Origin of the sequence: Streptomyces sp. NPDC098101 (assembly GCF_044760185.1) — a bacterium.
In the GTDB taxonomy this organism is placed as follows: Bacteria; Actinomycetota; Actinomycetes; order Streptomycetales; family Streptomycetaceae; genus Streptomyces.
On the sequence record NZ_JBIWAS010000001.1, the window covers coordinates 867,734 to 887,927 of the forward strand.

Genomic DNA, 20,194 nt, shown 5'->3' on the forward strand with positions numbered 1-20,194 from the left:
GCGTGGAGAACCCGGAGGAACCACCATGTCGGCCACCATGGAGCCATGACCCACGGATTCGAAACCCGCACCCTGGCCGTCACCACCGGATCCTCCGAGACGGTCCACGACCTGACCCGGGAATGCGCCGCCTTCCTGGCGGACGTGGCCCAGGGCCGGGACGGCCTCCTCAACGTCTTCGCCCCCCACGCCACCACGGGCATCGCCCTGATCGAAACGGGCGCGGGCAGCGACGACGACCTCCTCTCCGCCCTCCACCGCCTCCTCCCCGCCGACGAACGCTGGCAACACCGCCACGGAAGCCCCGGCCACGGCCGCGACCACGTCCTCCCGGCCCTCGTCCCGCCCCACGCGACCCTCCCCGTGATCGACGGCGAACTGGCCCTCGGGACGTGGCAGTCGGTGTGCCTGGTGGACACCAACAAGGACAACCCCGACCGTCAGGTGCGGTTGAGCTTCCTGGGATGACCCGGGGCGACCGGGATGGCCCCGGGCGCGGCCGCCGATCCCCTTCGGCAAGTACCGCCGCCTGCTGTGGAAGCGCGGCATCGAACCGCTGACCCCCGACATGGCGTCGCCCACGGCTCCGGTCGGCGGGAGAGGATGGGGCCGGGACGGGTCGGAGGTGCCGGTCGGGTCCGGGGAGAGTGGTGAGGCAGTGGAGCAGCCATGGCTGTCGCGGCGGGCGCGGGAGGCCGAAGGGGCCTCGGGAGGGGGCTTCGACCTCACGCGGTGCGTGCGCGAGCCGATCCATCTGCTCGGGAGCGTGCAGTCCTCCGGTTCGCTGGTGGCGGTCGACCCGGAGACCGGTGTGGTCGAGGTCGCCGCGCGCAACACGGGACCCCTGCTCGGCGTGGAGGCGGAGGACCTCGTCGGCGGGCCGGTGACGCGCCTGGTGTCCGCCGCCCTCTTCGAGGAGGCGGTGGAGGCGGCCGGTGACGAGGGAGGGGTGCCGGCCGCGCTCGCCCTGTCGGACGACGTGACGGCCCCGGGCCGGAGCTTCGACGTGTCCGCCCATCGCAGGGACGGGCTGCTGATCATGGAGTTCGAGCCGCGCGGCGCCGGCGGCGCCGAAGCGCGCGGGTTCTACCAGGGGGTGCGCCGGGCGCTGGCCCGGCTGCGGTCGGCGGAGGACGTCGAGGACTGCTGCCGGGTGGCGGTGCGCGAGGTGCGGGCGCTGACCGGGTTCGACCGGGTGGTCGCCTACCGCTTCGACGGCGAGGACGGCCCGGGCGAGGTGGTCGCCGAGGACGTGCGGGAGGACTGGGAGCCCTGGCTGGGGCTGTGGTTCCCGGCGACCGACATCCCGCCCCAGGCCCGGCGGCTGTACCGGGAGAACTGGATCCGGGTCATCGGGGACGTGGACGACGTCGCCGTCGGACTGCACCCTCCCGTGCGGGAGGCCACCGGCGCGCCCCTGGACCTGTCGCAGGCCGCCCTGCGCACCGTCTCCGGATTCCACCTGGAGTACCTGCGCAACATCGGCGTGCGCTCCTCCATGTCGGTGTCGGTGCTGCGCGGAGGCCGGCTGTGGGGGCTGATCGCCTGCCACGGGGCGGAGCCCGCGCGGATCACCCCCGAAGTCCGCTCGGCGTGCGAGATGTTCGGCGCCGCGTTCTCGTTGCAGCTGTCCGCGATCGAGGAACGCGAGCGGGCGGACGCGCACCTGGAGTCCACCGCACGGTCCGCCGCGGTGGCCGAGGCGCTCGAACGGGAACGCCTGGAGGAGGGCCTCGGCGGCGCCGGCGGCCCGCTCATGGAGCTGCTCGACGCGGACGGGGTGGTGCTCCGGCGGGCCGAGCGCACCCTGGGCGCGGGCGAGGCGTTCGCGCCCGGCCTGCTCCGGGCCCTGGAGACGCGGGCGCGCGGGCTCACGCCGGGCGAGCCGTGGTGCACCGACCGGCTGGCCGAGGAGGACGGACCGGGAGACGGCGCGGAGGCGGCGGACGGAGGACCGGAGGGAAGGACGGAGGGAGGGCCGGACGGAGGGGCGGAGGGAGGGCCGGGCGGACGGCCCGCCGGGGTGCTGATGGTGCCGCTGTCCGGGGCGGGGGAGTACATCGCCTGGCGCCGCCCGGAGCGGCCGATGCCCCGGCAGTGGGCCGCCGACCCCTCGCTGCCGGTACGGGTCGGGCCGCACGGCGAGCGGCTGACGCCGCGCGGCTCCGGCGCCGTCTTCCGGGCCACCGTGCGCGGCCGGAGCCTGCCCTGGACCGTCCGTGACCGGGCGGTGGCCAAGGAGCTGTGGCGGCTCCTCACGGGCCTGGTCCTGCGGCACGCCGAGGTCCTGGACGCGATCAACGACGAGCTGCGGATGCGCAACGTCGACCTCGACTCCTTCGCCCACGCCGCCGCCCACGACCTCAAGGAGCCGCTGCGCGGCATCTCCAACGCGGCGACGTTCGCCATGGAGGACGCCGGGGAGGAGCTCGACGAGGTCACGCTGCGCCGGCTGCGGACCATGCAGCGGCTCGCCGGACGCATGGACGAGCTGCTCAACTCGCTGCTGCACTACGCCCGGCTCGGCCGCGCCGGGCTGCGGGTGCGCGAAGTGGAGCTCGCCGTCGCCCTGGACGCGGCCCTGGAGGTGGCCGGGCCCCGGCTGGCCGAGCAGGGGGTGGCCGTGGTCCGGGGCACGCTGCCCCGGGTGTGGGCCGACCCCGACCGGCTGGACGAGATCCTGGTCAACCTGCTCGTCAACGCGGCCAAGTACGCCCGGCGGGACGGGGAGCGCCGGGTCGAGGTCACCGTGGAGCGCCGCCCGGTCCCGCCCGCCGGGGGCGACCCGCAGGCGCGCGGCGCGGACGCGGACGACCCCGGCACCCCCGCCGGACCCGAGCAGGTCGTCGTCGTCCGGGACAACGGCATCGGCATCCCCGCGGACCGGCGGGACGAGGTCTTCGACCTGTTCCGCCGCCTCCACGGGCCGACCGAGCACGGCGGCGGTACGGGGGTGGGCCTCGCCCTGGTCAAGCGGATCGTCGAACGGCACGGGGGCCGCATCTGGCTGGAGGCCGTCCCCGGCGGCGGGACGGCGTTCTACTTCACGCTCGGGTCGCCCGACCCGGACCCGGCCTGACGCCAGTAGTCGACGGCACCCTTCAGCACGGTCTGGAAGAGCGCGAAGTTGACCGGCTTGTAGACGTAGCTGTCCGCCCCCGCCGCGTAGCAGGCGTCGACCTCGGCGGGGGCGGTGGAGGAGGTGAAGACCACCACCGTCACCGCGCCCAGCTCCGGCCGGGAGCGGATCCGCTCGAGGACCGCGTGCCCGCCGACCCCCGGCATGTTGAGGTCCAGCAGGATCAGGCCGGGCAGGTCCTCGCGCGCGAGCAGCGCGTCCACCAGGCCCTCTCCCCGGTCGGTGAACTCCAGCTCCAGGTCCGGGTGGGTGCGGCGCAGCGCGCGCTCGATCGCCTCGGCGTCCTCCGGACTGTCCTCCACGACCAGGATCCGGTCGGGGGCCGGGCGCCGCTCGTCCGTCGTCTCCGGCATCCGGCTCATGGTGCGTCCTCCACGCGTTCCTCCGCCACCCGGGCGACCAGTACAGCGGTGTCGTCGTCGCCCAGGGCGCGGAAGGCGGCCGCGCGGGCGATCAGCCCGGCGGCGTCGCTCCCGTCGCGGCAGCACTCCCCGACCGCCTCGGGCAGTACGTCCTCGAACATCGTCCCGTCCGCCGAGCGCGCCTCCGAGAGGCCGTCGGTGAACATCACCAGCGCGTCGCCCGGCTCCAGTACGGTCGCCCCCGGCTCGTACAGGGCGTCCGGCACGACCCCCAGCAGCAGCCCGGACGCCCGGACCTCCTCGACCCGCCCGTCCGCGCGGCGGATCAGCGGACGCGGATGCCCGGCCGAGGCCACTTCGACGGTGTAGCCGTCGCCGGCCGGGGTGAGCACGCCGACGAACGCGGTGACGAACCGCGCGGCCTGCTGGCCGGTCAGCACGCTGTTGAGGCGGTTCAGCGCCTCGCCGGGCGGCGCCTTGTCCTCCAGCAGGACGCGCAGGGTGTGCCGGGCCAGGCCGGCGAGGGCCGCGGCCTCGGCGCCCCGGCCGCACACGTCCCCGACGAAGAGGGCCAGCGCCCCGTCCCGGCGCACCACGGCGTCGTAGAAGTCGCCGCCGACCTCCAGGGAGTCGTCGGCCACCTCGTACGCCGCGGTCAGCCCGACGCCCGGCCAGTCGGGCAGCGTGCCCGGCAGCAGGTGCCGCTGGAGCTGCTCGGTGTTGCGGCGGCGCTGCTCGTAGGCGGTGGTGGTGTCGATGGCGAGGGCGGCTCTGCGGGCCAGGTCGTCCAGCACCCGCAGGTCGACGATCTCCGGCTCGGGACGGTGATAGACGAACGTCAGCGTGCCGAGGAGCTTCCCCCGGGCCCGCAGCGGGCTGATGCTCAGGGCCCGCACCGCCCGGCCCGGCCCCTCGCCGTGCGGGCCGAACGCGGACGTTCCCAGGGCCTCGCCGGAGAGCAGGGTGCCGTGCGGCAGGCCCGCCGCGGCCCGCAGGGCCCCGTCCAGCCACGGGTCGTCCGAGGCCACCCCGCGCAGCCAGGGCTGTACGGCCGCCGCCACGTGCACGGCGGCCACCGGGGACAGCCGGTCGCCCGGCCGGCACAGGTGCACCACGCAGGCCTCCGCCACCGCCGGGACGGCGAGCCGGGCGACGCGCTCCAGCGTCTCCCGCGCGTCGAGGCTGGCGTCCATCTGCAGGGACGCCTCGGCCAGGAACGCCTCCTCCACCCGGCGGCGCTCCGCGGCCCTGTGCTCCAGGACCCGCCGGTTGCCGGCCACCAGGACCTCGCTCAGCTGGAGCAGCCGCGTCGGCAGGAGGGGGTCGGCGTCCTCCCGGCGGCTCAGGCCCAGCGAGAAGGACGCCCAGTCGTCGTCCCCGAGCGAGAAGCGGGCCTCCAGGGCCCACCGTGCCCCCGCCTCGGTCAGCAGGGCCGCCTCGGGCGCGAACTCCTCGTCGTCCACCGTGAGGTCGTGCTCGTACAGGTGCACCGGCGCGCGGTTCGCGGCGTCCTCCTCGCCCCCGGCGGGCACCCGGGAGGGGACGGTCCGCACCGTGCCGGGGCGGGGGGTGGTGGTGGCCGCCGACTCGCCGCCGTCGGCCGTGAGCCGCCGTACGTACCGCAGCCCGAGGCCGTCCCACCGGCTTCCCGCGACGGCGACCACGGCCCGCTCCGCCAGCATCAGCGTGTAGACGTGCCGGGCCATGTCCGTGACGTCCTGGGCGTCCTGCGCGGCTTGCCACAGGCGGTGCAGGCCGGCGGACCAGTTCTCCGGGTCCGTACCGGTCGCTCCCTCGACTCGCCTCACAGTCTCCTCGATCGTGTCGGCCGTACTGGCCGGAGCTCTCGCCCCGCCGCCCCGGGACCGGACGTCGGGTGACTCCGGGCGGGCCGCAGGTCCCAGCGTACGTCGCCGCCGTCGCGCCCCGGGCGGGAGCCGGGGCGTCCGGTCCGCCGCTCAGGAGGACGTCGGCGCGGCCGGGGTCCGTGCCCCGGACCGCTCGGCCGGTGCGGTTCCCCGGCGTTCCCCGATACCCGCGACCAGGCCGATCACGGTGGTCAGCGCCGTGCAGACGACGATGGTGACGACCGGGGTGGTGGCCTTGACGAGGCCGGCCGTCAGGAGGGCGGCCGCGCCGTAGCCGAGGCCGCCCGCCGCGTACAGGAGGGAGAAGCCCGTGGCCCACACGTTCTGCGGGAGGCGGTTCTGCAGGGCCAGGTTCCGGATGATCATGAGCGGGCTGTAGAAGAGGCCGCCGAGCAGGAACGCGGCGAAGAACGCCCAGAGCCGGCCGGTGACGGCGCACAGCGTCAGCGCCGCCGTCATGGCCGGCAGCAGGAAGAGGGTCTGCGTCCCGGGGGAGCCCGGCCAGGTGCGCCGCCCGTAGACCAGCCCGGCGGCGATGCTCGCCACGGCGAACGCCCCCGTGATGACGCCGGTCAGCGCCAGCTCCTGGCCCGTCGACTCCAGGCGGGCCGGCAGGGCCACGTCCATGGCGCCGACCAGGAACATGATGGCCGCGGCGAGCAGCACGGTGGGCCAGGCCATCCTGACGACGCTCAGCGTCCCCGCGGGCTCGGGGGCGTTCTCCCGTACGTCGGGAGCGGCGTGCCGGATGCGTCCGGCGAAGGCCAGGGGGGCCGCCGAGACGACGGCCATGAGGAGGAGCGCGGTCCGGGGCGACGCCTGGGTGGACACCAGCGAGGCCAGCACCGGGCCGGCGGCCCAGACGGCCTGGTTCAGCGCGCTCTCCAGGCCGAGCGCGGTGTGCCGGAGGTGTTCCGGGGTGGTGCCGGACAGCTGCGCGCGCATCCCGCCGGGGACGCCCGCGGCCACCGCTCCGGCGGCGAAGGCCATGGCCACCAGGAGGACCAGGGACGTGTGGCCCGCCAGGACGGCGATGGCGGCGAAGACGAGCGCCTCGGCGAGCAGGGCGAAGCGGAGCTGTCCCAGGAAGGGCCGCCGGTCGAAGCCGCGTCCCATGAAGGGGGCCCCGACGGCCTCGCCGAGCGCGTGCGAGGCCGCCAGGACGCCGCCCGCGGAGAACGAGCCCGTGCTGTGGCCCAGGAAGACCAGGGCCAGGGGGGCCATGGCGACGGGTGCCCGGATCAGCCCCATGGCGACGTACCAGGCGGTGCCGCCCTCGCGGCACAACACGTCGCGGTAGGTCGGGGTGGGTCGCGTGACCGGCGCTGTGTTACCACTCATAGTTTTTACCGGTAACCGTTCGCCCGGGTGTCAAACCTTGTTTACCGGCTATGATTTACGCATGGGAAATCGGACGGGAACGACGGTGGCCGGACCGCAGGTGGAGGACATGAGGGCCTTCCTCAACACCTGGGTGATCCCCAACGACACGCGGCAGGAGACGGAGAACCTCCCGGACCTCGCCGCGTCCCCGGACGACTGGGCGCGGGCGCTGCCGCAGCTGCCGCGTCCGCGTACCGACGAACTGGCGGACCTGCTCCGGCTCCGCGACGACCTGCGGGAGGACGTGGGCGAGCGCGGCACGCGACGCCTCGACGAATGGCTCGCCCGGCGACCGCAGACGGTCCGCATCGGCGAGGGCGAACTGCGGCTCGAAGGACCGGCCGCCCCCGTCGACGTCGTCCTGCGCCAGGCGGCCGGACTGGTGCTCGCCGAGCGCTGGCGCCGGCTCAGGGCCTGTCCCGACTGCCGCTGGGTCTTCTACGACCAGTCGCGGAACAACACGCGCACCTGGTGCAGCATGTACGCGGGCGAGAGCGGCCGGGCCTGCGGCAGCATCGCCAAGGTCAAGCGGATGCGCGAGACCCAGAAGCGGCGGACGACCGCCGTGGAGGCGGGGTGAGGACACCGGCCCGGCCGGCGCCCCCACCTCCGTAGAACCCCCGTGGAACCTCCGTGGAATCCCGTAGGACCCGGAGGCCGTCAGAGGGTCGAGGCGACCTGTCGCAGCAGCCGCTCCGTCTCCTCGGCCGCCCCCGGACCCCGGTCGTAGACCAGGTACTCCACCGTACGGGTGTACGGGCTGTCGTCGACGAGGACGACGGCGCCGCTCTCGCCGTCCGGGGCCAGCCGGGGGTCGCGCTCGATCGCCAGGGCGAGCTTGGCGAAGTCCCGGACCGGCAGGTCGTTGCGGGTGAGCACCGTGTACGCGTCCAGGTAGTCGTCGCCGAGGAGCCGCCGGGCCGCCGCGTGCACGTGGGTGCAGCCGCCGATGCGCGCGTTCACCTCGCTGAACAGGACCTCGCCCTCGGGAGTGACGATGGAGTCGCAGTTCAGGTAGCCGCGGTGGCCGAGCTGCCGGATCGTCCGCGCCATCGCCAGCGACGCCTCCAGCATCCGCCGTTCCACCGCGGGGTCCAGGGCCACCGGGGGGATGGCGAAGCCGTTCCAGACCGGCTCCATGCGCATGTCCCCGTGGTCGAGGAGGACGGGCTCGCCGGGCGGGTCGGGAAGGAACAGCTCGCTGTAGAGGGTGCGGCTGTGGGGGTGGTAGACCTCGACGACGGCCTCGCTCGGGCGCAGGCCCGTGGGGAAGTCGCGGACCTCCGCCACCACGGGGAAGGAGTCGGCGAGCGCCGCCTCGATCTCCCGGAGCCCGGAGAGCGGCCCGACGACGTGCTTCGCGGAGGCCCCGATGGCGGGGACCCCGGCGTCGACGGTGAACAGGACGTTGCCGTATCCGCTGGCGCTGAAGTCCTGTTTCACGATCACGCTGCCGGTGTGGTGCAGCAGGTCGCGCACGGCCCGCGCGGTGGCCCCCCGGCTGCGGCAGACCTCCCCCCGGGCGACCGGGACGCCCGTGCCGGTCGCCCAGGCCCGGAAGAAGGACTTGCTGTTGAAGAAGTCGCTGCCGCCCTGCGCGAAGAACGCGGGACCCGCGCCGCGCAGACCGAGCCGGCCCGCGAGGTCGGCGACGGTCCGGTCGTACAGGTAGGGCGTCAGCGTCCAGTCCGGTCCCACGGTCTCCCGCAGGCGCTCCACCAGCGGTTCGGCCAGGGCGGTGCGCGCGTCGAGGAACACGCCCTCGTCCGGCCCGTCGGGGGTGAGGAAGGTCAGCGCGGAGCGGTCGAGGCCGAGCGACGGGACGAGGTAGTCCAGGAAGTCGGGCGTCGGCCGCCGGTGCGCGAGCATCGCGTCGCCGTCCTCCAGCAGCCAGGCCGTACGGGTGGAGACGGCGTGCTGCTTGTGGGCCTCCTTGGGCCCGAACGAGGTGAGCGGGCTGGCGAACATGTACTCGCTCGTGACGTTGCCGAGGACGAGCTGGGGCACGGAAGGTCCTTTCGTACGAGTTCCGGCGCGCGCGTTCCCGCGCACGAGGGGGGCCGCGCCGGGCGCGGCCCCCGGGGACGGCGGGGCGGGGTCAGGCGCGTTCGGCGAGCTTCCGCACGAACGAGTCGCGGTTGACGACGGCCCGCCCGTGCACGCCGCGGAGGATGACGGCGCGGCTGTCCCGCGCCTCCACGGCGAAGGTGAGGATCTTGCCGTCGACCTCGGTCAGCGTGGCGGTGACGGTGATCTCCTCGCCGACGGGCGTCGGCGCCACGTGCGCGGAGTCGTGGTTCAGGCCCAGGGTCATCCAGGGCGCGGTGATCTCCTCCCGCAGGACGTCCATGGCGGTGACCTCGCCGAGCCACAGCAGCACGGGGGTGGCGAGGACGTCCACGTCGTTCTCCCAGGCGGTGGCGGAGTCGCGGGGCCCGACCACGTGGTGGCGGGTGGCCGAGGAGCCGACGAGGGAGTCGAGCACGGGACGCGGTGACGTGGTGGTGTCGGACATGACTGCCTTTCGGTCGGGCGGCGGACTTTCGGTCGGTGGGGGAGCGGTCAGGAGGCCTGCGCGAGGGCCCGCATCTGGTTGAAGACGTTCTTGCGCTGCATCTCCGCGGTGCCGCCGGCGATGAGGGTGCCCAGGGCGTCCTGGAGGGCGTGCGCGGCGGGACCGTCCATGTAGCCGAGGTGGCCGTAGACGCGCAGCGCGGTCTCGGTGCCGATCCGGAGCGTCTCGCCGGCGTGGTACTTGGCGATGGAGCACAGCAGGGACGCCTGCGGGTCGCCGCTCAGCAGGGCGTCCAGGGCCCCGTAGGAGACGTAACGGGTCGCCTCGATGGCGAACTTGGCGTCGGTGATCCGGCCCTGCACGTACTGGTGGTCCGCGATCGGCTGCTTGAAGGCCTGGCGGCGGCGCGCGTACGCGAGCACCTCGTCCAGGTGGGGATCGAGGTAGGCCGCGGCGAGGACCCCGTACAGCAGCCGGTCGAGGGCGATGGTGTTGTAGATCGCCTCGATGCCCCCGCCGATCTCGCCGACGAGGTTCCGGGCGTCGACCCGCACGTTGTCGAAGCCGATGGGCCCGGTCGGGCTGGTCTGGTTGCCGATCATCCGCTCCACGGGGCCCTGGCTGACGCCCTCGTCGTGGAGGTCGACCATGAAGAGGGTGATGTCCCGGGCGCCCTGCTCGGGCACGCGGCCCAGGACCAGGGCCATGTCGGCGACGGGGCCGTTGGTGATGTGGTCCTTGTGCCCGTTCAGCCGGTAGACCTCGCCGTCGCGGGTGGCGGCCGTCCTGATCCGGGTGACGTCGGAACCGCCGGTGGTCTCCGTCAGGGCGGTGGCCCCGACCTCCCCGGACAGCAGCCGGGGCAGCCAGTACCCCTTCTGGTCGTCGCTGCCGTAGGTGAGCAGGGAACGGATGAGGCCCGCCTGCGCCACCATGGACAGGGAGAAGCCGAGGTCGCGGCCGCCCGCCGCGACGCCCTCGAAGGCCGCGGTGAAGTCCCACCAGGTGCCGCCGTCGCCGCCCCACTCCCGGTCCACGGCCAGCCGCCACACGCCGGCGTCGCTCACCTCCTGCCAGGACTCCCGGTCCAGGACGCCCTCGGCCCTGCAGCCGTCGGCGCGCTTGGCGACGGTGGAGGCGGCCAGGTCCGCGTAGCGCGTGCGCAGGGCCGGGTCGGTGAAGTGCTGGAGCATGGTCTGCCTTTCGGTGCGAGGGGGCGGGTCAGTGGGCGGCGACGAGTGCGTCGACCCGGTCGGCGGGGACCGGGGTGAGGGCGGTGAGGCTGTGGTCCAGACGGACCGCCAGCTCCTCCAGCTCGGCCTCCGTGCTGTTCAGCGGCGGTGCCACCAGTACGGATTCCGTCAGGGCGTTCACCCCGGCGGGGTACAGCAGCAGGCCGTGTTCGCGCGCCGCCAGGACCAGGTCGTGGGCGGTCCCGGGGGACCGGCCGGGGGTGGCGTGCAGGCCGAGGGCGAGCTGCAGGCCGCGGCCGCGGACGTCGCGCACCACGGGGTGGCGGTCGACCAGGCCCTCCAGGAGGGTGCGCAGACGGCGGCCGGAGCGGGCGGCGAGGGCGGGGACGTCGTGCTCCTTCAGGTACTCCACGGTCGCCAGGCCCGCGGCGGCGGCGAGCGGCGCGCCGGCCATCGTGTGCCCGAACACCACCGATCCCAGCGGCCGGTCGAAGGCGGCGGCGATCTCGTCGCGGACCAGGACGGCGGACAGCGGCGCGTATCCGGCCGTCACGCCCTTCCCGAGCACCAGCACGTCGGGGACGATCCCGGCGTGGTCGCAGCCGAACCACGTGCCGGTCCTGCCGAGGCCGGTCATGACCTCGTCGGCGATCAGCAGGAAGCCGTGCTCGTCGGCGAGTTCCCGCAGCCTCCTGAGGACGGCCGGGTCGCACGGTACGGCTCCGGAGGACGCGCCGCCGACGGGCTCGACGATCACCGCGGCCAGGTTCTGCGGCTGCACCTCCTCGATCGCCCGCTCCCACTGCTCGACGTCCGCGCGCATGTCGCCCTGCCGGGGGCGCACCTTGGCGACGGTGGCCTGGTTCGCGAGGAGCGGGGTGAGGCCGTGCCTGCGGGCCGGGTGCCCGGAGGCGCCGAGCGCTCCGGCGGTCATCCCGTGGTAGCTGGGCTCCTCGGTCAGCACCGTGCACTTGAAGGGCCGGTGGGCCTCGGAGTGGAACAGGGTCGTCAGGCGCAGGGCGGCCTCGACGGCCTCGGAGCCCGAGTTGCCGTACACCGGGTTGCCGAGGGTGCCGGGGGCGAGCTCGGTCAGGAGGGCGGAGAGCCGTTCCAGCGGCTCGGAGGTGAACTGGGTCCGGTAGGCGAAGGCGATGGCGTCGAGCTGCCGGTGCATCCGGGAGGTGATCTCGGGGAGCCCGTGGCCGAGGTTGGTGTTGATCGCCCCGGAGCAGCCGTCGAGGTACTCCCGGCCCTCGGTGTCGTAGACGTGGACGCCGGCCCCGTGGCTGACGGTGGGAAGCATGGGTGTCTCCTGGTGGTGTGCGTGGTGTGCGTGGTGTACGCGGTGTGTGGGGTGCGGGGTGGACGGTGGGGCCACCGTGCGGCGGTACGGCCGGACGGGGCTCGGTACCGGGTCGTGAAGCGGTTCGGTACCGGGTCGTGAAGCGGCTCAGTACCAGGTCATGACGGACGCGGCGGCCGTCATGCCGCCGCCGACGGAGGCCATCAGGACGCGCTCGCCCCGGTGCAGGGGCGCGGCGCGGTGGCTCTCGCTGAGGGTGAGCGGGATGGAGGCGGCGGCGGTGTTGCCGTAGCGGTCGGCGGTGACCGCGACCTTGCGGGAGTCGATGCCCAGCGTGTCGGCGAGGGTCTCCACCAGCCGCAGGTTGCCCTGGTGGAAGACGGCGCGGTCGATGTCGCCGAGGCCCACGCCGGACTCGTCCAGCGCCTGGTGCACGGCCTTGGGCACGTGCTGGACGGCCCAGTCCTTGACGGCCCGTCCGTTCATGCGGAAGTGGTGGGCGCCGGGGTCCCGGAGGGTGGCGGCCGGCCGCCGCGAGCCGCCGCCCTCGACCCGTACGTGGTCGGTGGTCGTCCCGTCCGCGAGCAGGGAGCTGGCGTGGATGCCGTAGCCGTCGGGAACACGCCCCACCAGCACGGCCCCCGCGCCGTCGCCGAAGAGGCTGACGGTCCTGCGGTCCGTCCGGTCCATGATCGTCGAGTAGGTGTCGGCCCCGATCACCAGGACGTTGCGCCAGTCGGCGTGGGCGCACAGCAGCGAGTCCGCCACGTCCAGGGCGTAGAGGAAGCCGGAGCAGACGGCGTTCAGGTCGAAGGCGGGCAGGGCGCCGAGGCCGAGCCGCTCCAGGACGAAGACGGCGGTGGCCGGCTGCGGCTGGTCGGGGGTGGTGGTCGCGACGATCAGGGCGTCGATGTCGTGGGGCCCGTACCGCGTGCCCAATAACCGGGAGGCCGCCGCCGCGGCGAGGTCGGACGTCGCCGACTCCCCGTCCGCGTAACGGCGTTCGCGGATGCCGGTGCGCTCCTCGATCCAGTCCTCGTCGGTCCCCGCCCAGTCGCTGATCCTGCTGTTGTCCACCACGCGGGACGGCACGTGACCGGCCACCCGGAGTATCCCGTTCGGCATGTTCTCCCCATTCAGGAAAATGATCGACCTGATCCCGTAATGACCGGTCGGTGACTGCGAAGGGTCGCCTACCTCACGCCTACGGCGGTAAACACGGGTGTCCCGGCTTGTGAGAGGTGTCACCAAGTTCCTTTCTGGACAGGTTTGTTGATCGATTCGGACCGGAAATCGGCCGGAAGGTTCTCTTCAGGAAAGCCGTGACGGTTCCCGCCGATCGGGGTCGCGGCGGGGTGTCGTGGTGCGGCGACTCGGCCCGTACGGCGGGAAACCCCAGGTGGGCGAAGGGGGTTCCGTCGCGCGGCGGCAGCCTCGTACGCCCGTTCCGGCGGGTGGTCGAAGACCGCGCAAGAGAGGGGGACGCGCCATGGCCGAAGTGGACCCCGGGCGGCGATCCGACTCGCTCGTCGACAGATGTTTACCGGCTATGGATTTTGTTCAAGGGGGGTACGGGGTACCCGGGCGCGCCACGAAGCACTGCGGCAGTGGGAGTGGCCGGAGCGGGCGGAGTGGCCGGGGCTGGCGGAGCGTTCGGGGCGGGCGTCCGCGGAGGGGCTTCGAACCGGCCCCCTCACATCCGCTTCGTCACGGCGTGTTGGTGAAGGCGCGGCGGTAGGCGCGGGGCGGCACTCCCCGGCGGCGCACGAACTGTTCGCGCAGGACGGTCGCGCTTCCGTAGCCGACGCGGCGGGCGATCTCCTCGACCGGCAGGTCCGTGGTCTCCAGGAGCTCCTCGGCGCCGCTCAGCCGCAGGTTCCGCAGCCAGGCGTGGGGAGTGGTGCCGGTCGCGGCGGCGAAGCGGCGGGCGAAGGACCGTTTGCTCATCAGGGCGCGCCGGGCCAGTTCCGCGACGGGAAGGGGCTGGTCGAGGTTCTCGCGGGCCCACGCGAGGACTTCGGAGAGGCGCTCGTCGCGGCAGCCCTCGGGGACGGGGGCGGCCAGGTACTGCGCCTGCCCGCCGTCGCGGTGGGAGGGCAGCACCATGTCCCGGGCGACCGCGTTGGCCATCGCGGCTCCGTGCTCCCGCCGCAGCAGGTGCAGGCAGAGGTCGAAGCCGGCGGCGGCTCCCGCGCCCGTGACGACGCGTCCTTCGTCGACGTAGAGGGCGTCGGGCTCGACGGTGACGTCGGGGTGGCGGCGGGCGAGCAGGTCGGCGAACCGCCAGTGGGTGGTGGCCCGCCGGCCGTCGAGCAGCCCGGCGGCGGCGAGCGCGAAGGTCCCGACACAGTGGGCCACGACCAGCGCGCCGCGCCCGTGCGCGGCCGACAGCGCGTCGAGCACGGCGGGGGCGGGCGGCGTGCGGAAGCCGGCCCACGGCAGGGCGATCACCAGATCGGCCGAGGCGAGCCGGTCCAGGCCGTGCGTGACGGCGAGCGGCACCCCGAGGTCGGTGGGGACGGGACCGGGCCGTTCGGCGCACAGGGCGAAGTCGAAGCCGGGCAGCGCCTCGCCGTGCGGGCCGAAGACCTCGGCGACGATGCCGACGGCGAGCATCCCGACACCGGGCGGGGCGTACGCGGCGACGGTCGCGAAGGGAGCCATGCGCGCAGTGTGGCACTGATCCTGCGATCAGCGGCAGATGTGCCACTCGTGAACGGACCTCCGGCCGGAAAACATGGAGGGCATGACAGACGCACCGCTCGGCCGCAGCGCCGTGTACACGATCCTGACCACCGGATACGTCGGCTCCACCGGCCCCGGGGTCGCCGCCACCGTCTCCTACGTCGCCGACGCCGGCCGGCACGTGGTCTTCGACCCGGGCATGGTGGCGAGCCGCGACCTGATCCTCGCCCCGCTCGCGGAGCTGGGGCTCGGCCCCGACGACATCACCGACGTGGTGCTCAGCCACCACCACCCGGACAACACCATGAACGCGGGCCTGTTCGGGCGGGCCCGGGTGCACGACCACAAGGTGGAGTACTCCGGCGACGGCTGGCGGAACCGGGACGCGGAGGGGCACGAACTCACCCCGTCGCTGCGGCTGATCCGCACTCCGGGCCACAGCGCCGAGGACATCACCCTGCTGGCGGGCACGGAGTCGGGCGTGGTCGCCTTCGCCGGTGACCTGTGGTGGCACGCGAACGGCCCGGCGGACGACCCCGTGGCCCCCGACCGCGCACTGCTGCGCGCCTCCCGACTCCGGGTGCTGGCCGCCGCGGACCTGATCGTGCCAGGGCACGGAGGTCCGTTCAGGGGCGACGCCAACACACCGCGCTGAGCACACGGCCCGCGTACGGGCCGGGGCCTCCGGCACCTCAAGGGGTGGGCAGGTCGCCCCGGGTGGAGGTCGAGGTCTGGAGCGTGAGGTCCTCGGTGGGGGAGGGGCCGCCGGCCTCCGCGAGGTCTCCTCGCGGGGTGGCGAGGACGCGCAGGACCGGCTCCCGGCCGGCGGCGTCGACGCACTGGATCGAGGCGTCGACGTCCACGCGGTCGGGAGCGGTGCTGCCTGCGCCGTACGTGCTGTCCAGGGCCTGGCGCTCGCCGAACTGGAGCCAGGTGCCCAGGGCGACGGCCGCCACGACCGCGAGGCAGGCCGGTGTGGCGGGGAGAAGTCTCGTTCGGCGCGGTTCGCGGCGTCGGACGGCGGACACGGAGGGCTCCTCGGCTCGTGCTCAGTCGACCGGCTTGCCGGGCTGGTCGTGGGTGGCGCAGTGGATCCCGCCGCCGCCGGTGGCGATGGTGTCGATGTTCACCTGCACGACGTCCCGCTTGGGGAAGTGCTCCCGCAGGATGCCCCGCGCCCGGTCGTCGGCCTTCCTGTCGCCGAACCTGGGCACGTAGACCGCGTCGTTGCCGATGTAGAAGTTCGCGTAGGTGGACAGGAAGTCGTCGCTGTAGCCGGTGATCCGGTCGGGATCGGGCTGCGGGAGGTCGATGACCTCGAAGGGGCGGCCCCGCGCGTCGGTCGCCTCGCCCAGCACGGACATGGCCTGGTCCGAGGAGCGGGACCAGGAGTCGGGGGGCGTCCCCGGGAAGGCCCGGTCCAGCAGGATCACGCCGGGGGCCGTGAACCGTACGAGACTGTCGACGTGGGCGTCGGTGATGTCCTCGCCGCGCACGCCCTTCAGCCAGATCACCTTCTCCATGCCCAGGAGCTCCTTGAGCTCGGCCTCGATCCGGTCGCGGCTCTTGCCGGGGTTGCGGTTGTCGTTGACGATCGAGCTCTCGGTGATCAGCAGGGTTCCCTCGCCGTCCGTCTCGAACGAGCCGCCCTCGGCGACGAGGGGCGCCTCGACGCGGGGGATCCCGTACTTCGTCAGCAGGGCCCGGCCGACCCGGCCGTCGTTCGTGTGCACCTGCTTGTCGCCCCAGCCGTTGAAGTGGAAGTCGACGCCGACGACCTCCCCCTCCTCCTCGACGAACACGGGGACGGTGTCGCGGGCCCACAGGTCGTCGACGGGCAGTGGAATGACCTCGACGCCGGAACCGCACTGCTTCTGGGCCGCGGCCCGCTGGTCCGGCCGCGCCATCATCACGACGTACTCGTACTCCGCGATGGCCCGTGCGACGCGCGCGATGTCCTGCCGTACGGAGGGGAGGTCGTCCTCCCAGACGGACTCCAGGGCGGGCCAGGACATGAAGGTACGGGCGTGGCTCTCCCACTCGGCGCCCAGACGGCGGCCCTCTCTCGCCCGGCCGGCACGGCTCGTGGGCGTGGGGGAGGAGCCGGCCGACCCGCCAGGGCCGCCGGGATCGCCGGGTCCGCAGGCCGCGGCGCCGAAGGCGAACGCGCCGACTCCGAGGATCGCTCGCAGAGCCGAGCGGCGGGAGGAGAGGAAGTCGGACATCGGGGTCTCCGATCGTGGACGTGTGCGGCGAGGCGTCCGGTGACGGCGGGCGTCGTGCGGGACGGGGAGGTGGAGCGCGGCCCGTCGCCGGAGGCGGGTTCACTCGCTGCCCCGAGGAACAGGGTGCATCCGGTCCCCCGGAAATCGCCTCTACCGCGAGGGTGAGTGCGGCCTTCGTGTCGCCACTCTGACACTGACTGATAATTCAGTCAAACTCGATGCCGTCATCCGCCCGCCGATGGGTGGACGGCTCGTCCGTCGTCAGCGGCCCAGGCGCTCGATCTCGACGGAGACGGCCTCCCTCACCAGATTGTGGGCGTGGGGCAGGGGCAGGACGCCGCTCAGCCAGCGGGTGCTGAGCCCCTCCAGGAGGCCGGTGAGCCTTTCCGCGGAGGCCGTGAGGGCCGGTGCCGGGGCCGTGGGCCGCACGCGTCCCAGCAGGTCCGCGACGTCGTGGATCCACGTCAGGGTGGCCCTGGCTAGGTCTCCGCGCAGTTCGGGCTCGAAGATCGCGCTGGCCCGCAGCTCCCCCCACGCGATGCTGTTCTCGCGGACCTCGGGGACGTCCTGGAACTCCAGGAGGAGCGACTGCTCCAGCTCCTGCCGGGCGTCGCGGGTGCCGGGGTCGTCGTCCCCCTCGCACGTGTACCGGTCGGCCCGGTCGCTGATGAACTCCAGGGTGTGGCGCAGGGTGCCGGCCCGGTCCTTGAAGTGGTAGTAGATCAGCGCGGTGGACACCCCGGCCTCGGCCGCCAGCGTCTCCATGCGCAGTCCGCGCACCCCGTGCCGGGCTATGACCCGGGCGGCGCCTTCCAAGATGGCCCTTCTGCGGTCGGTCGCCACGCGTTCCCCTCCTGGAGCGGTCTGAACCGACAGTCTCGCATATTGACTGAATCTTTAGTTAGAGTCGCTGTGCGCGGATCCGGCCGACCGCCCGCGTCAGCCGTTCCGCCCCGTCGAAAGAGCCCTCACATGTCCGCTCAGCCTTCCGGTGCCCGGCCCGCCCCCACGGCGCTGTCGGCCGACGACCCCCACGAGATCGGCGGCTACAGACTCCACGCCCGGCTCGGCTCGGGCGGCATGGGCGTGGTGTACCTGGCCCACACCCCCGGCGGCCGCCCGATCGCGCTGAAGGTCGTGCGGGAGGACTTCGCCGGCGATCCCGGGTTCCGGCAGCGCTTCGCCCGGGAGGTGGCCAGCGCGCGGCGCATCCACGGTCTCTTCACCGCCCAGGTGGTCGACTCGGGCGTCGACGCCCCGACCCCGTGGCTCGCCACCGCCTACGTCCCCGGTCCTTCCCTGCAGCAGGCGGTTCAGCGCCACGGCCCGCTCCCGGTGCGCACCGTGCTGCTCCTCGCGGCCGGCATCGCCGAGGCCCTGGACGCGATCCACCGGGCCGGTGTCGTGCACCGCGACCTCAAGCCGGCCAATGTGCTCATCGCCGAGGACGGGCCCCGCGTCATCGACTTCGGCATCGCGCGTGCGGCCGACGCCGGCGCGCTGACCGGCACGGGGCTGCGCATCGGGACCGCGGCGTTCATGGCGCCCGAGCAGGCGCTGGGGCGGCCCGTGTCGCCCGCGACCGACGTCTTCGCGCTCGGCGCGCTCCTCGCGTACGTGTCGAGCGGGGAACTCCCCTTCGGCGCGGGGCCGGAGTCGGCGGCGCTCTACCGCGTGGTCCACGAGCGGCCCGACCTCGCGCGCGTGCCCCACGACCTGCGGGACCTCGTCGCCCGGTGCCTGGCCAAGCGGCCGGAGGAGCGCCCCGGGACGGCGGACCTGATCGCGGCCGTCCACGCCCACCCGCTGGTGGGGCCCCGGCCGGAGTTCACCGACGGTTGGCTGCCCCGGTCGATCGGCGGGGAGGTGGCGGGGCGGACGGAGCGGGCGGAGCGGCCGGGGCCGGGAGGGGAGCCGGGACCGGGGTCGGGGTCGGGATCAGGGCCGGTACCAGTACCAGTACCAGTACCGGTACCGGTGTACGCGCAGGCCACCCTCACCGCCCCGGAACCCCCTTCTCCTCCTGCCGGCCCCGGCCCCGGCGCCCCGGCCGTTCCGTCCCCGCGTCGGGCGGCGAGGAGGAGGGGCGGGCGCCGTCCGGTCCCGATGCTCCTGGCGGCGTGCGCGGTCCTCGCCGTCCTCGGCGGTGCCGTCCAGCTGCTCGCCCCCTTCCGGGAGCCGGACGGGTCGGGCGGGGGTCCGGTCCCGGCGTCCTCGTACGCGCTCGGCGACGAGGTCGAGCTGACCTCGCCCGACGCCACGTACGAATTCGACCTGAAGACCGGGAAGGTCGTCCCGGCGGACACGGCCGCCTGGTACCTGGCGCGCGACGCGGCGGAGTTCGTACTCCCCGAGGACGGCGACGCCTTCGTTTCGACGGGGTACGAGCTCGGCCCGGCCGACTGCGTGCGGGGCATCGAGACGGGGCCGGTCACCAGGGTCGCCTATGCGGACCTGGCCGACGAGCGCCCCTTCTGCGTCCGCAGCCCCGACGGGCTGGACCTCGTCGTCGTACGTCTCCTGGAGGCCCGTCCCGGCGGGCCGGTCACCGCGTCCTTCGCGCGCTACCAACGGAAATAGCGGCTTCCGCGCCTCCGTCGCACGGCCCCGCGCGACCGGCGCGGGACGCCGCGAAGGCCGTGTGCCCGACGGGCCGGACCTCCTCCGTCACTGGTCAGGGCCGTGATCCCGTGGGCGGGAGGGGCCCGGTATGGTTCGGGCCATGGCGTCTCGCAGCACTCAGATTCTCGAAGCCGCAGCCCGGGTGATCGCCCGGCGCGGGGTCCGTGGCCTGCGCGTGGAGGAACTGGCCGCCGAGGCGGGCGTGTCCACCGCGCTGATCTACTACCACTTCAAGGACCGCACCGGGATCCTGCTCAAGACGCTGGAGTTCATCAACGACCGCGCCGAGCGCTACACCACCCACCGCGACCCGGACGCCGAGCCGCTCAGCCCCCGGGAGGAGCTGGACCAGACGCTCCTGCTGGAACTCCAGGACACCACCGAGGTCCGGGAGAACAGCAGTGCCTGGGGCGAGTTGCGGGCCAGCGCCGTCTTCGACGAGGTCCTGCGCGAAGACCTGGCACGCGCCACCCTGGTCTGGATCCAGGAGGTGGCGGCCCTGCTGGGCGCCGTCCGGCCGACGGCCCCTGCCGCCGCCCTCGCCGCCTCCGCCGAACGGCTCACCGCCCTCCTGGAAGGGCTGAGTATGCGCTGGCTCAGCGGCACGCTCCGCATCTCCCACGCCCGGACCCTGATGACCGAGGCCATCGACGCCGAGGTCGAACGCCTGGGCCGCCCGGACGCGTCCCAGTGACCTGACCTGACCTGACCTGATCCGACCGACCGACCGACCGACCGGCCTGATCTGATCCGACCGGCCGACCCGGCCCGGCCCGGCCCGCGCCGAACGGGTGCGCACCCACCAGTCGGCGCACAAGCTGACCATAATTTCAATAATCGCACCGCCAAGGCCGCCCTCCCGGTTCACTCCACCGGGAGGGCGGCCTTTTCTTTCCACC

The 20,194-nt window shown here is 73.9% G+C and carries 18 protein-coding genes; 6 read left to right on the forward strand and 12 right to left on the reverse strand.

Features of this window, described 5'->3' with window-relative positions; translation table 11 throughout:
• The first annotated feature begins 45 nt into the window (after nucleotides 1-45).
• Together ACIQVI_RS03555 and ACIQVI_RS03560 are read left to right on the forward strand one after the other, a co-directional pair.
• Nucleotides 46-468: a secondary thiamine-phosphate synthase enzyme YjbQ gene (locus tag ACIQVI_RS03555; RefSeq protein ID WP_403590507.1), complete on the forward strand. Its 423-nt coding sequence runs from the start codon at nucleotides 46-48 to the stop codon at nucleotides 466-468.
• A 190-nt stretch (nucleotides 469-658) separates the two neighbouring features.
• A complete protein-coding gene (locus tag ACIQVI_RS03560) occupies nucleotides 659-3,079 on the forward strand; it encodes an ATP-binding protein (RefSeq protein ID WP_403590510.1) in 2,421 nt (806 codons plus the stop codon).
• On the opposite strand, the gene ACIQVI_RS03565 is transcribed toward ACIQVI_RS03560, so the two are convergent.
• From ACIQVI_RS03565 to ACIQVI_RS03575, 3 genes are all read right to left on the reverse strand, one after another.
• Complete coding sequence (locus ACIQVI_RS03565) at nucleotides 3,040-3,492, reverse strand: response regulator (RefSeq protein WP_403592238.1); 453 nt, start codon at nucleotides 3,490-3,492, stop codon at nucleotides 3,040-3,042. The genes ACIQVI_RS03560 and ACIQVI_RS03565 overlap by 40 nt on opposite strands.
• Nucleotides 3,493-3,497: 5 nt before the next feature.
• Nucleotides 3,498-5,309 carry a GAF domain-containing SpoIIE family protein phosphatase gene (locus ACIQVI_RS03570; RefSeq protein WP_351970208.1) on the reverse strand — a complete coding sequence of 604 codons (1,812 nt, stop codon included), beginning with the start codon at nucleotides 5,307-5,309 and terminating at the stop codon, nucleotides 3,498-3,500.
• Nucleotides 5,310-5,459: 150 nt separating this feature from the next.
• Entirely contained in the window at nucleotides 5,460-6,710 is a 1,251-nt protein-coding gene (locus tag ACIQVI_RS03575; RefSeq protein ID WP_351970209.1) for an MFS transporter, read from the reverse strand.
• Nucleotides 6,711-6,771: 61 nt separating this feature from the next.
• Between ACIQVI_RS03575 and ACIQVI_RS03580 the strand changes: the two genes are divergently transcribed.
• Nucleotides 6,772-7,332 (forward strand): CGNR zinc finger domain-containing protein, encoded by a 561-nt coding sequence (locus ACIQVI_RS03580; protein WP_351970210.1) that lies wholly within the window; start codon nucleotides 6,772-6,774, stop codon nucleotides 7,330-7,332.
• Between the two features lie 80 nt (nucleotides 7,333-7,412).
• On the opposite strand, the gene ACIQVI_RS03585 is transcribed toward ACIQVI_RS03580, so the two are convergent.
• The 6 genes from ACIQVI_RS03585 to ACIQVI_RS03610 all read right to left on the reverse strand — a co-directional run bounded on the left by ACIQVI_RS03585 (nucleotide 7,413) and on the right by ACIQVI_RS03610 (nucleotide 14,427).
• On the reverse strand, nucleotides 7,413-8,759 hold the full coding sequence (locus ACIQVI_RS03585) for a hypothetical protein (RefSeq protein WP_403590515.1): 1,347 nt from the start codon (nucleotides 8,757-8,759) through the stop codon (nucleotides 7,413-7,415).
• Nucleotides 8,760-8,850: 91 nt separating this feature from the next.
• Nucleotides 8,851-9,267 (reverse strand): thioesterase, FlK family, encoded by a 417-nt coding sequence (locus tag ACIQVI_RS03590; protein WP_351970212.1) that lies wholly within the window; start codon nucleotides 9,265-9,267, stop codon nucleotides 8,851-8,853.
• A 47-nt stretch (nucleotides 9,268-9,314) separates the two neighbouring features.
• Complete coding sequence (locus tag ACIQVI_RS03595; RefSeq protein ID WP_403590518.1) at nucleotides 9,315-10,460, reverse strand: acyl-CoA dehydrogenase family protein; 1,146 nt, start codon at nucleotides 10,458-10,460, stop codon at nucleotides 9,315-9,317.
• A 28-nt stretch (nucleotides 10,461-10,488) separates the two neighbouring features.
• Complete coding sequence (locus tag ACIQVI_RS03600; protein ID WP_403590521.1) at nucleotides 10,489-11,838, reverse strand: aminotransferase class III-fold pyridoxal phosphate-dependent enzyme; 1,350 nt, start codon at nucleotides 11,836-11,838, stop codon at nucleotides 10,489-10,491.
• A 72-nt stretch (nucleotides 11,839-11,910) separates the two neighbouring features.
• The gene (locus tag ACIQVI_RS03605) at nucleotides 11,911-12,888 is read right to left on the reverse strand and encodes a ketoacyl-ACP synthase III (protein ID WP_351970215.1); all 978 of its coding nucleotides are present in this window, start codon (nucleotides 12,886-12,888) and stop codon (nucleotides 11,911-11,913) included.
• Nucleotides 12,889-13,470: 582 nt separating this feature from the next.
• On the reverse strand, nucleotides 13,471-14,427 hold the full coding sequence (locus ACIQVI_RS03610; RefSeq protein ID WP_351970216.1) for a helix-turn-helix domain-containing protein: 957 nt from the start codon (nucleotides 14,425-14,427) through the stop codon (nucleotides 13,471-13,473).
• Nucleotides 14,428-14,509: 82 nt separating this feature from the next.
• On the opposite strand from ACIQVI_RS03610, the gene ACIQVI_RS03615 reads away from it, so the two are divergent.
• Nucleotides 14,510-15,103: an MBL fold metallo-hydrolase gene (locus tag ACIQVI_RS03615; RefSeq protein WP_403590525.1), complete on the forward strand. Its 594-nt coding sequence runs from the start codon at nucleotides 14,510-14,512 to the stop codon at nucleotides 15,101-15,103.
• Nucleotides 15,104-15,140: 37 nt separating this feature from the next.
• On the opposite strand, the gene ACIQVI_RS03620 is transcribed toward ACIQVI_RS03615, so the two are convergent.
• The 3 genes from ACIQVI_RS03620 to ACIQVI_RS03630 form a co-directional block, all read right to left on the reverse strand.
• Complete coding sequence (locus tag ACIQVI_RS03620; RefSeq protein WP_403590528.1) at nucleotides 15,141-15,476, reverse strand: DUF4436 family protein; 336 nt, start codon at nucleotides 15,474-15,476, stop codon at nucleotides 15,141-15,143.
• Nucleotides 15,477-15,497: 21 nt separating this feature from the next.
• The gene (locus ACIQVI_RS03625; RefSeq protein WP_403590531.1) at nucleotides 15,498-16,673 is read right to left on the reverse strand and encodes an agmatine deiminase family protein; all 1,176 of its coding nucleotides are present in this window, start codon (nucleotides 16,671-16,673) and stop codon (nucleotides 15,498-15,500) included.
• A 261-nt stretch (nucleotides 16,674-16,934) separates the two neighbouring features.
• The gene (locus ACIQVI_RS03630) at nucleotides 16,935-17,516 is read right to left on the reverse strand and encodes a TetR/AcrR family transcriptional regulator (RefSeq protein WP_403590532.1); all 582 of its coding nucleotides are present in this window, start codon (nucleotides 17,514-17,516) and stop codon (nucleotides 16,935-16,937) included.
• A gap of 129 nt (nucleotides 17,517-17,645) precedes the next feature.
• Between ACIQVI_RS03630 and ACIQVI_RS03635 the strand changes: the two genes are divergently transcribed.
• Together ACIQVI_RS03635 and ACIQVI_RS03640 are read left to right on the forward strand one after the other, a co-directional pair.
• Nucleotides 17,646-19,253, forward strand: a complete 1,608-nt coding sequence (locus ACIQVI_RS03635) for a serine/threonine-protein kinase (RefSeq protein WP_403590535.1) — start codon at nucleotides 17,646-17,648, stop codon at nucleotides 19,251-19,253.
• A gap of 142 nt (nucleotides 19,254-19,395) precedes the next feature.
• Nucleotides 19,396-19,989, forward strand: a complete 594-nt coding sequence (locus ACIQVI_RS03640; protein ID WP_403590537.1) for a TetR/AcrR family transcriptional regulator — start codon at nucleotides 19,396-19,398, stop codon at nucleotides 19,987-19,989.
• Nucleotides 19,990-20,194 lie beyond the last annotated feature (205 nt).

What these genes read in the sequence shown, in the direction of transcription:
- ACIQVI_RS03615 (WP_403590525.1), top strand. Translation starts at nt 14,510, where the DNA reads ATGACAGACGCACCGCTCGGCCGCAGCGCCGTGTACACGATCCTGACC.
- ACIQVI_RS03610 (WP_351970216.1), bottom strand. Translation starts at nt 14,427, where the DNA reads ATGGCTCCCTTCGCGACCGTCGCCGCGTACGCCCCGCCCGGTGTCGGG.
- ACIQVI_RS03635 (WP_403590535.1), top strand. Translation starts at nt 17,646, where the DNA reads ATGTCCGCTCAGCCTTCCGGTGCCCGGCCCGCCCCCACGGCGCTGTCG.
- ACIQVI_RS03595 (WP_403590518.1), bottom strand. Translation starts at nt 10,460, where the DNA reads ATGCTCCAGCACTTCACCGACCCGGCCCTGCGCACGCGCTACGCGGAC.
- ACIQVI_RS03565 (WP_403592238.1), bottom strand. Translation starts at nt 3,492, where the DNA reads ATGCCGGAGACGACGGACGAGCGGCGCCCGGCCCCCGACCGGATCCTG.
- ACIQVI_RS03640 (WP_403590537.1), top strand. Translation starts at nt 19,396, where the DNA reads ATGGCGTCTCGCAGCACTCAGATTCTCGAAGCCGCAGCCCGGGTGATC.
- ACIQVI_RS03625 (WP_403590531.1), bottom strand. Translation starts at nt 16,673, where the DNA reads ATGTCCGACTTCCTCTCCTCCCGCCGCTCGGCTCTGCGAGCGATCCTC.
- ACIQVI_RS03590 (WP_351970212.1), bottom strand. Translation starts at nt 9,267, where the DNA reads ATGTCCGACACCACCACGTCACCGCGTCCCGTGCTCGACTCCCTCGTC.
- ACIQVI_RS03605 (WP_351970215.1), bottom strand. Translation starts at nt 12,888, where the DNA reads ATGCCGAACGGGATACTCCGGGTGGCCGGTCACGTGCCGTCCCGCGTG.
- ACIQVI_RS03580 (WP_351970210.1), top strand. Translation starts at nt 6,772, where the DNA reads ATGGGAAATCGGACGGGAACGACGGTGGCCGGACCGCAGGTGGAGGAC.
- ACIQVI_RS03575 (WP_351970209.1), bottom strand. Translation starts at nt 6,710, where the DNA reads ATGAGTGGTAACACAGCGCCGGTCACGCGACCCACCCCGACCTACCGC.
- ACIQVI_RS03555 (WP_403590507.1), top strand. Translation starts at nt 46, where the DNA reads ATGACCCACGGATTCGAAACCCGCACCCTGGCCGTCACCACCGGATCC.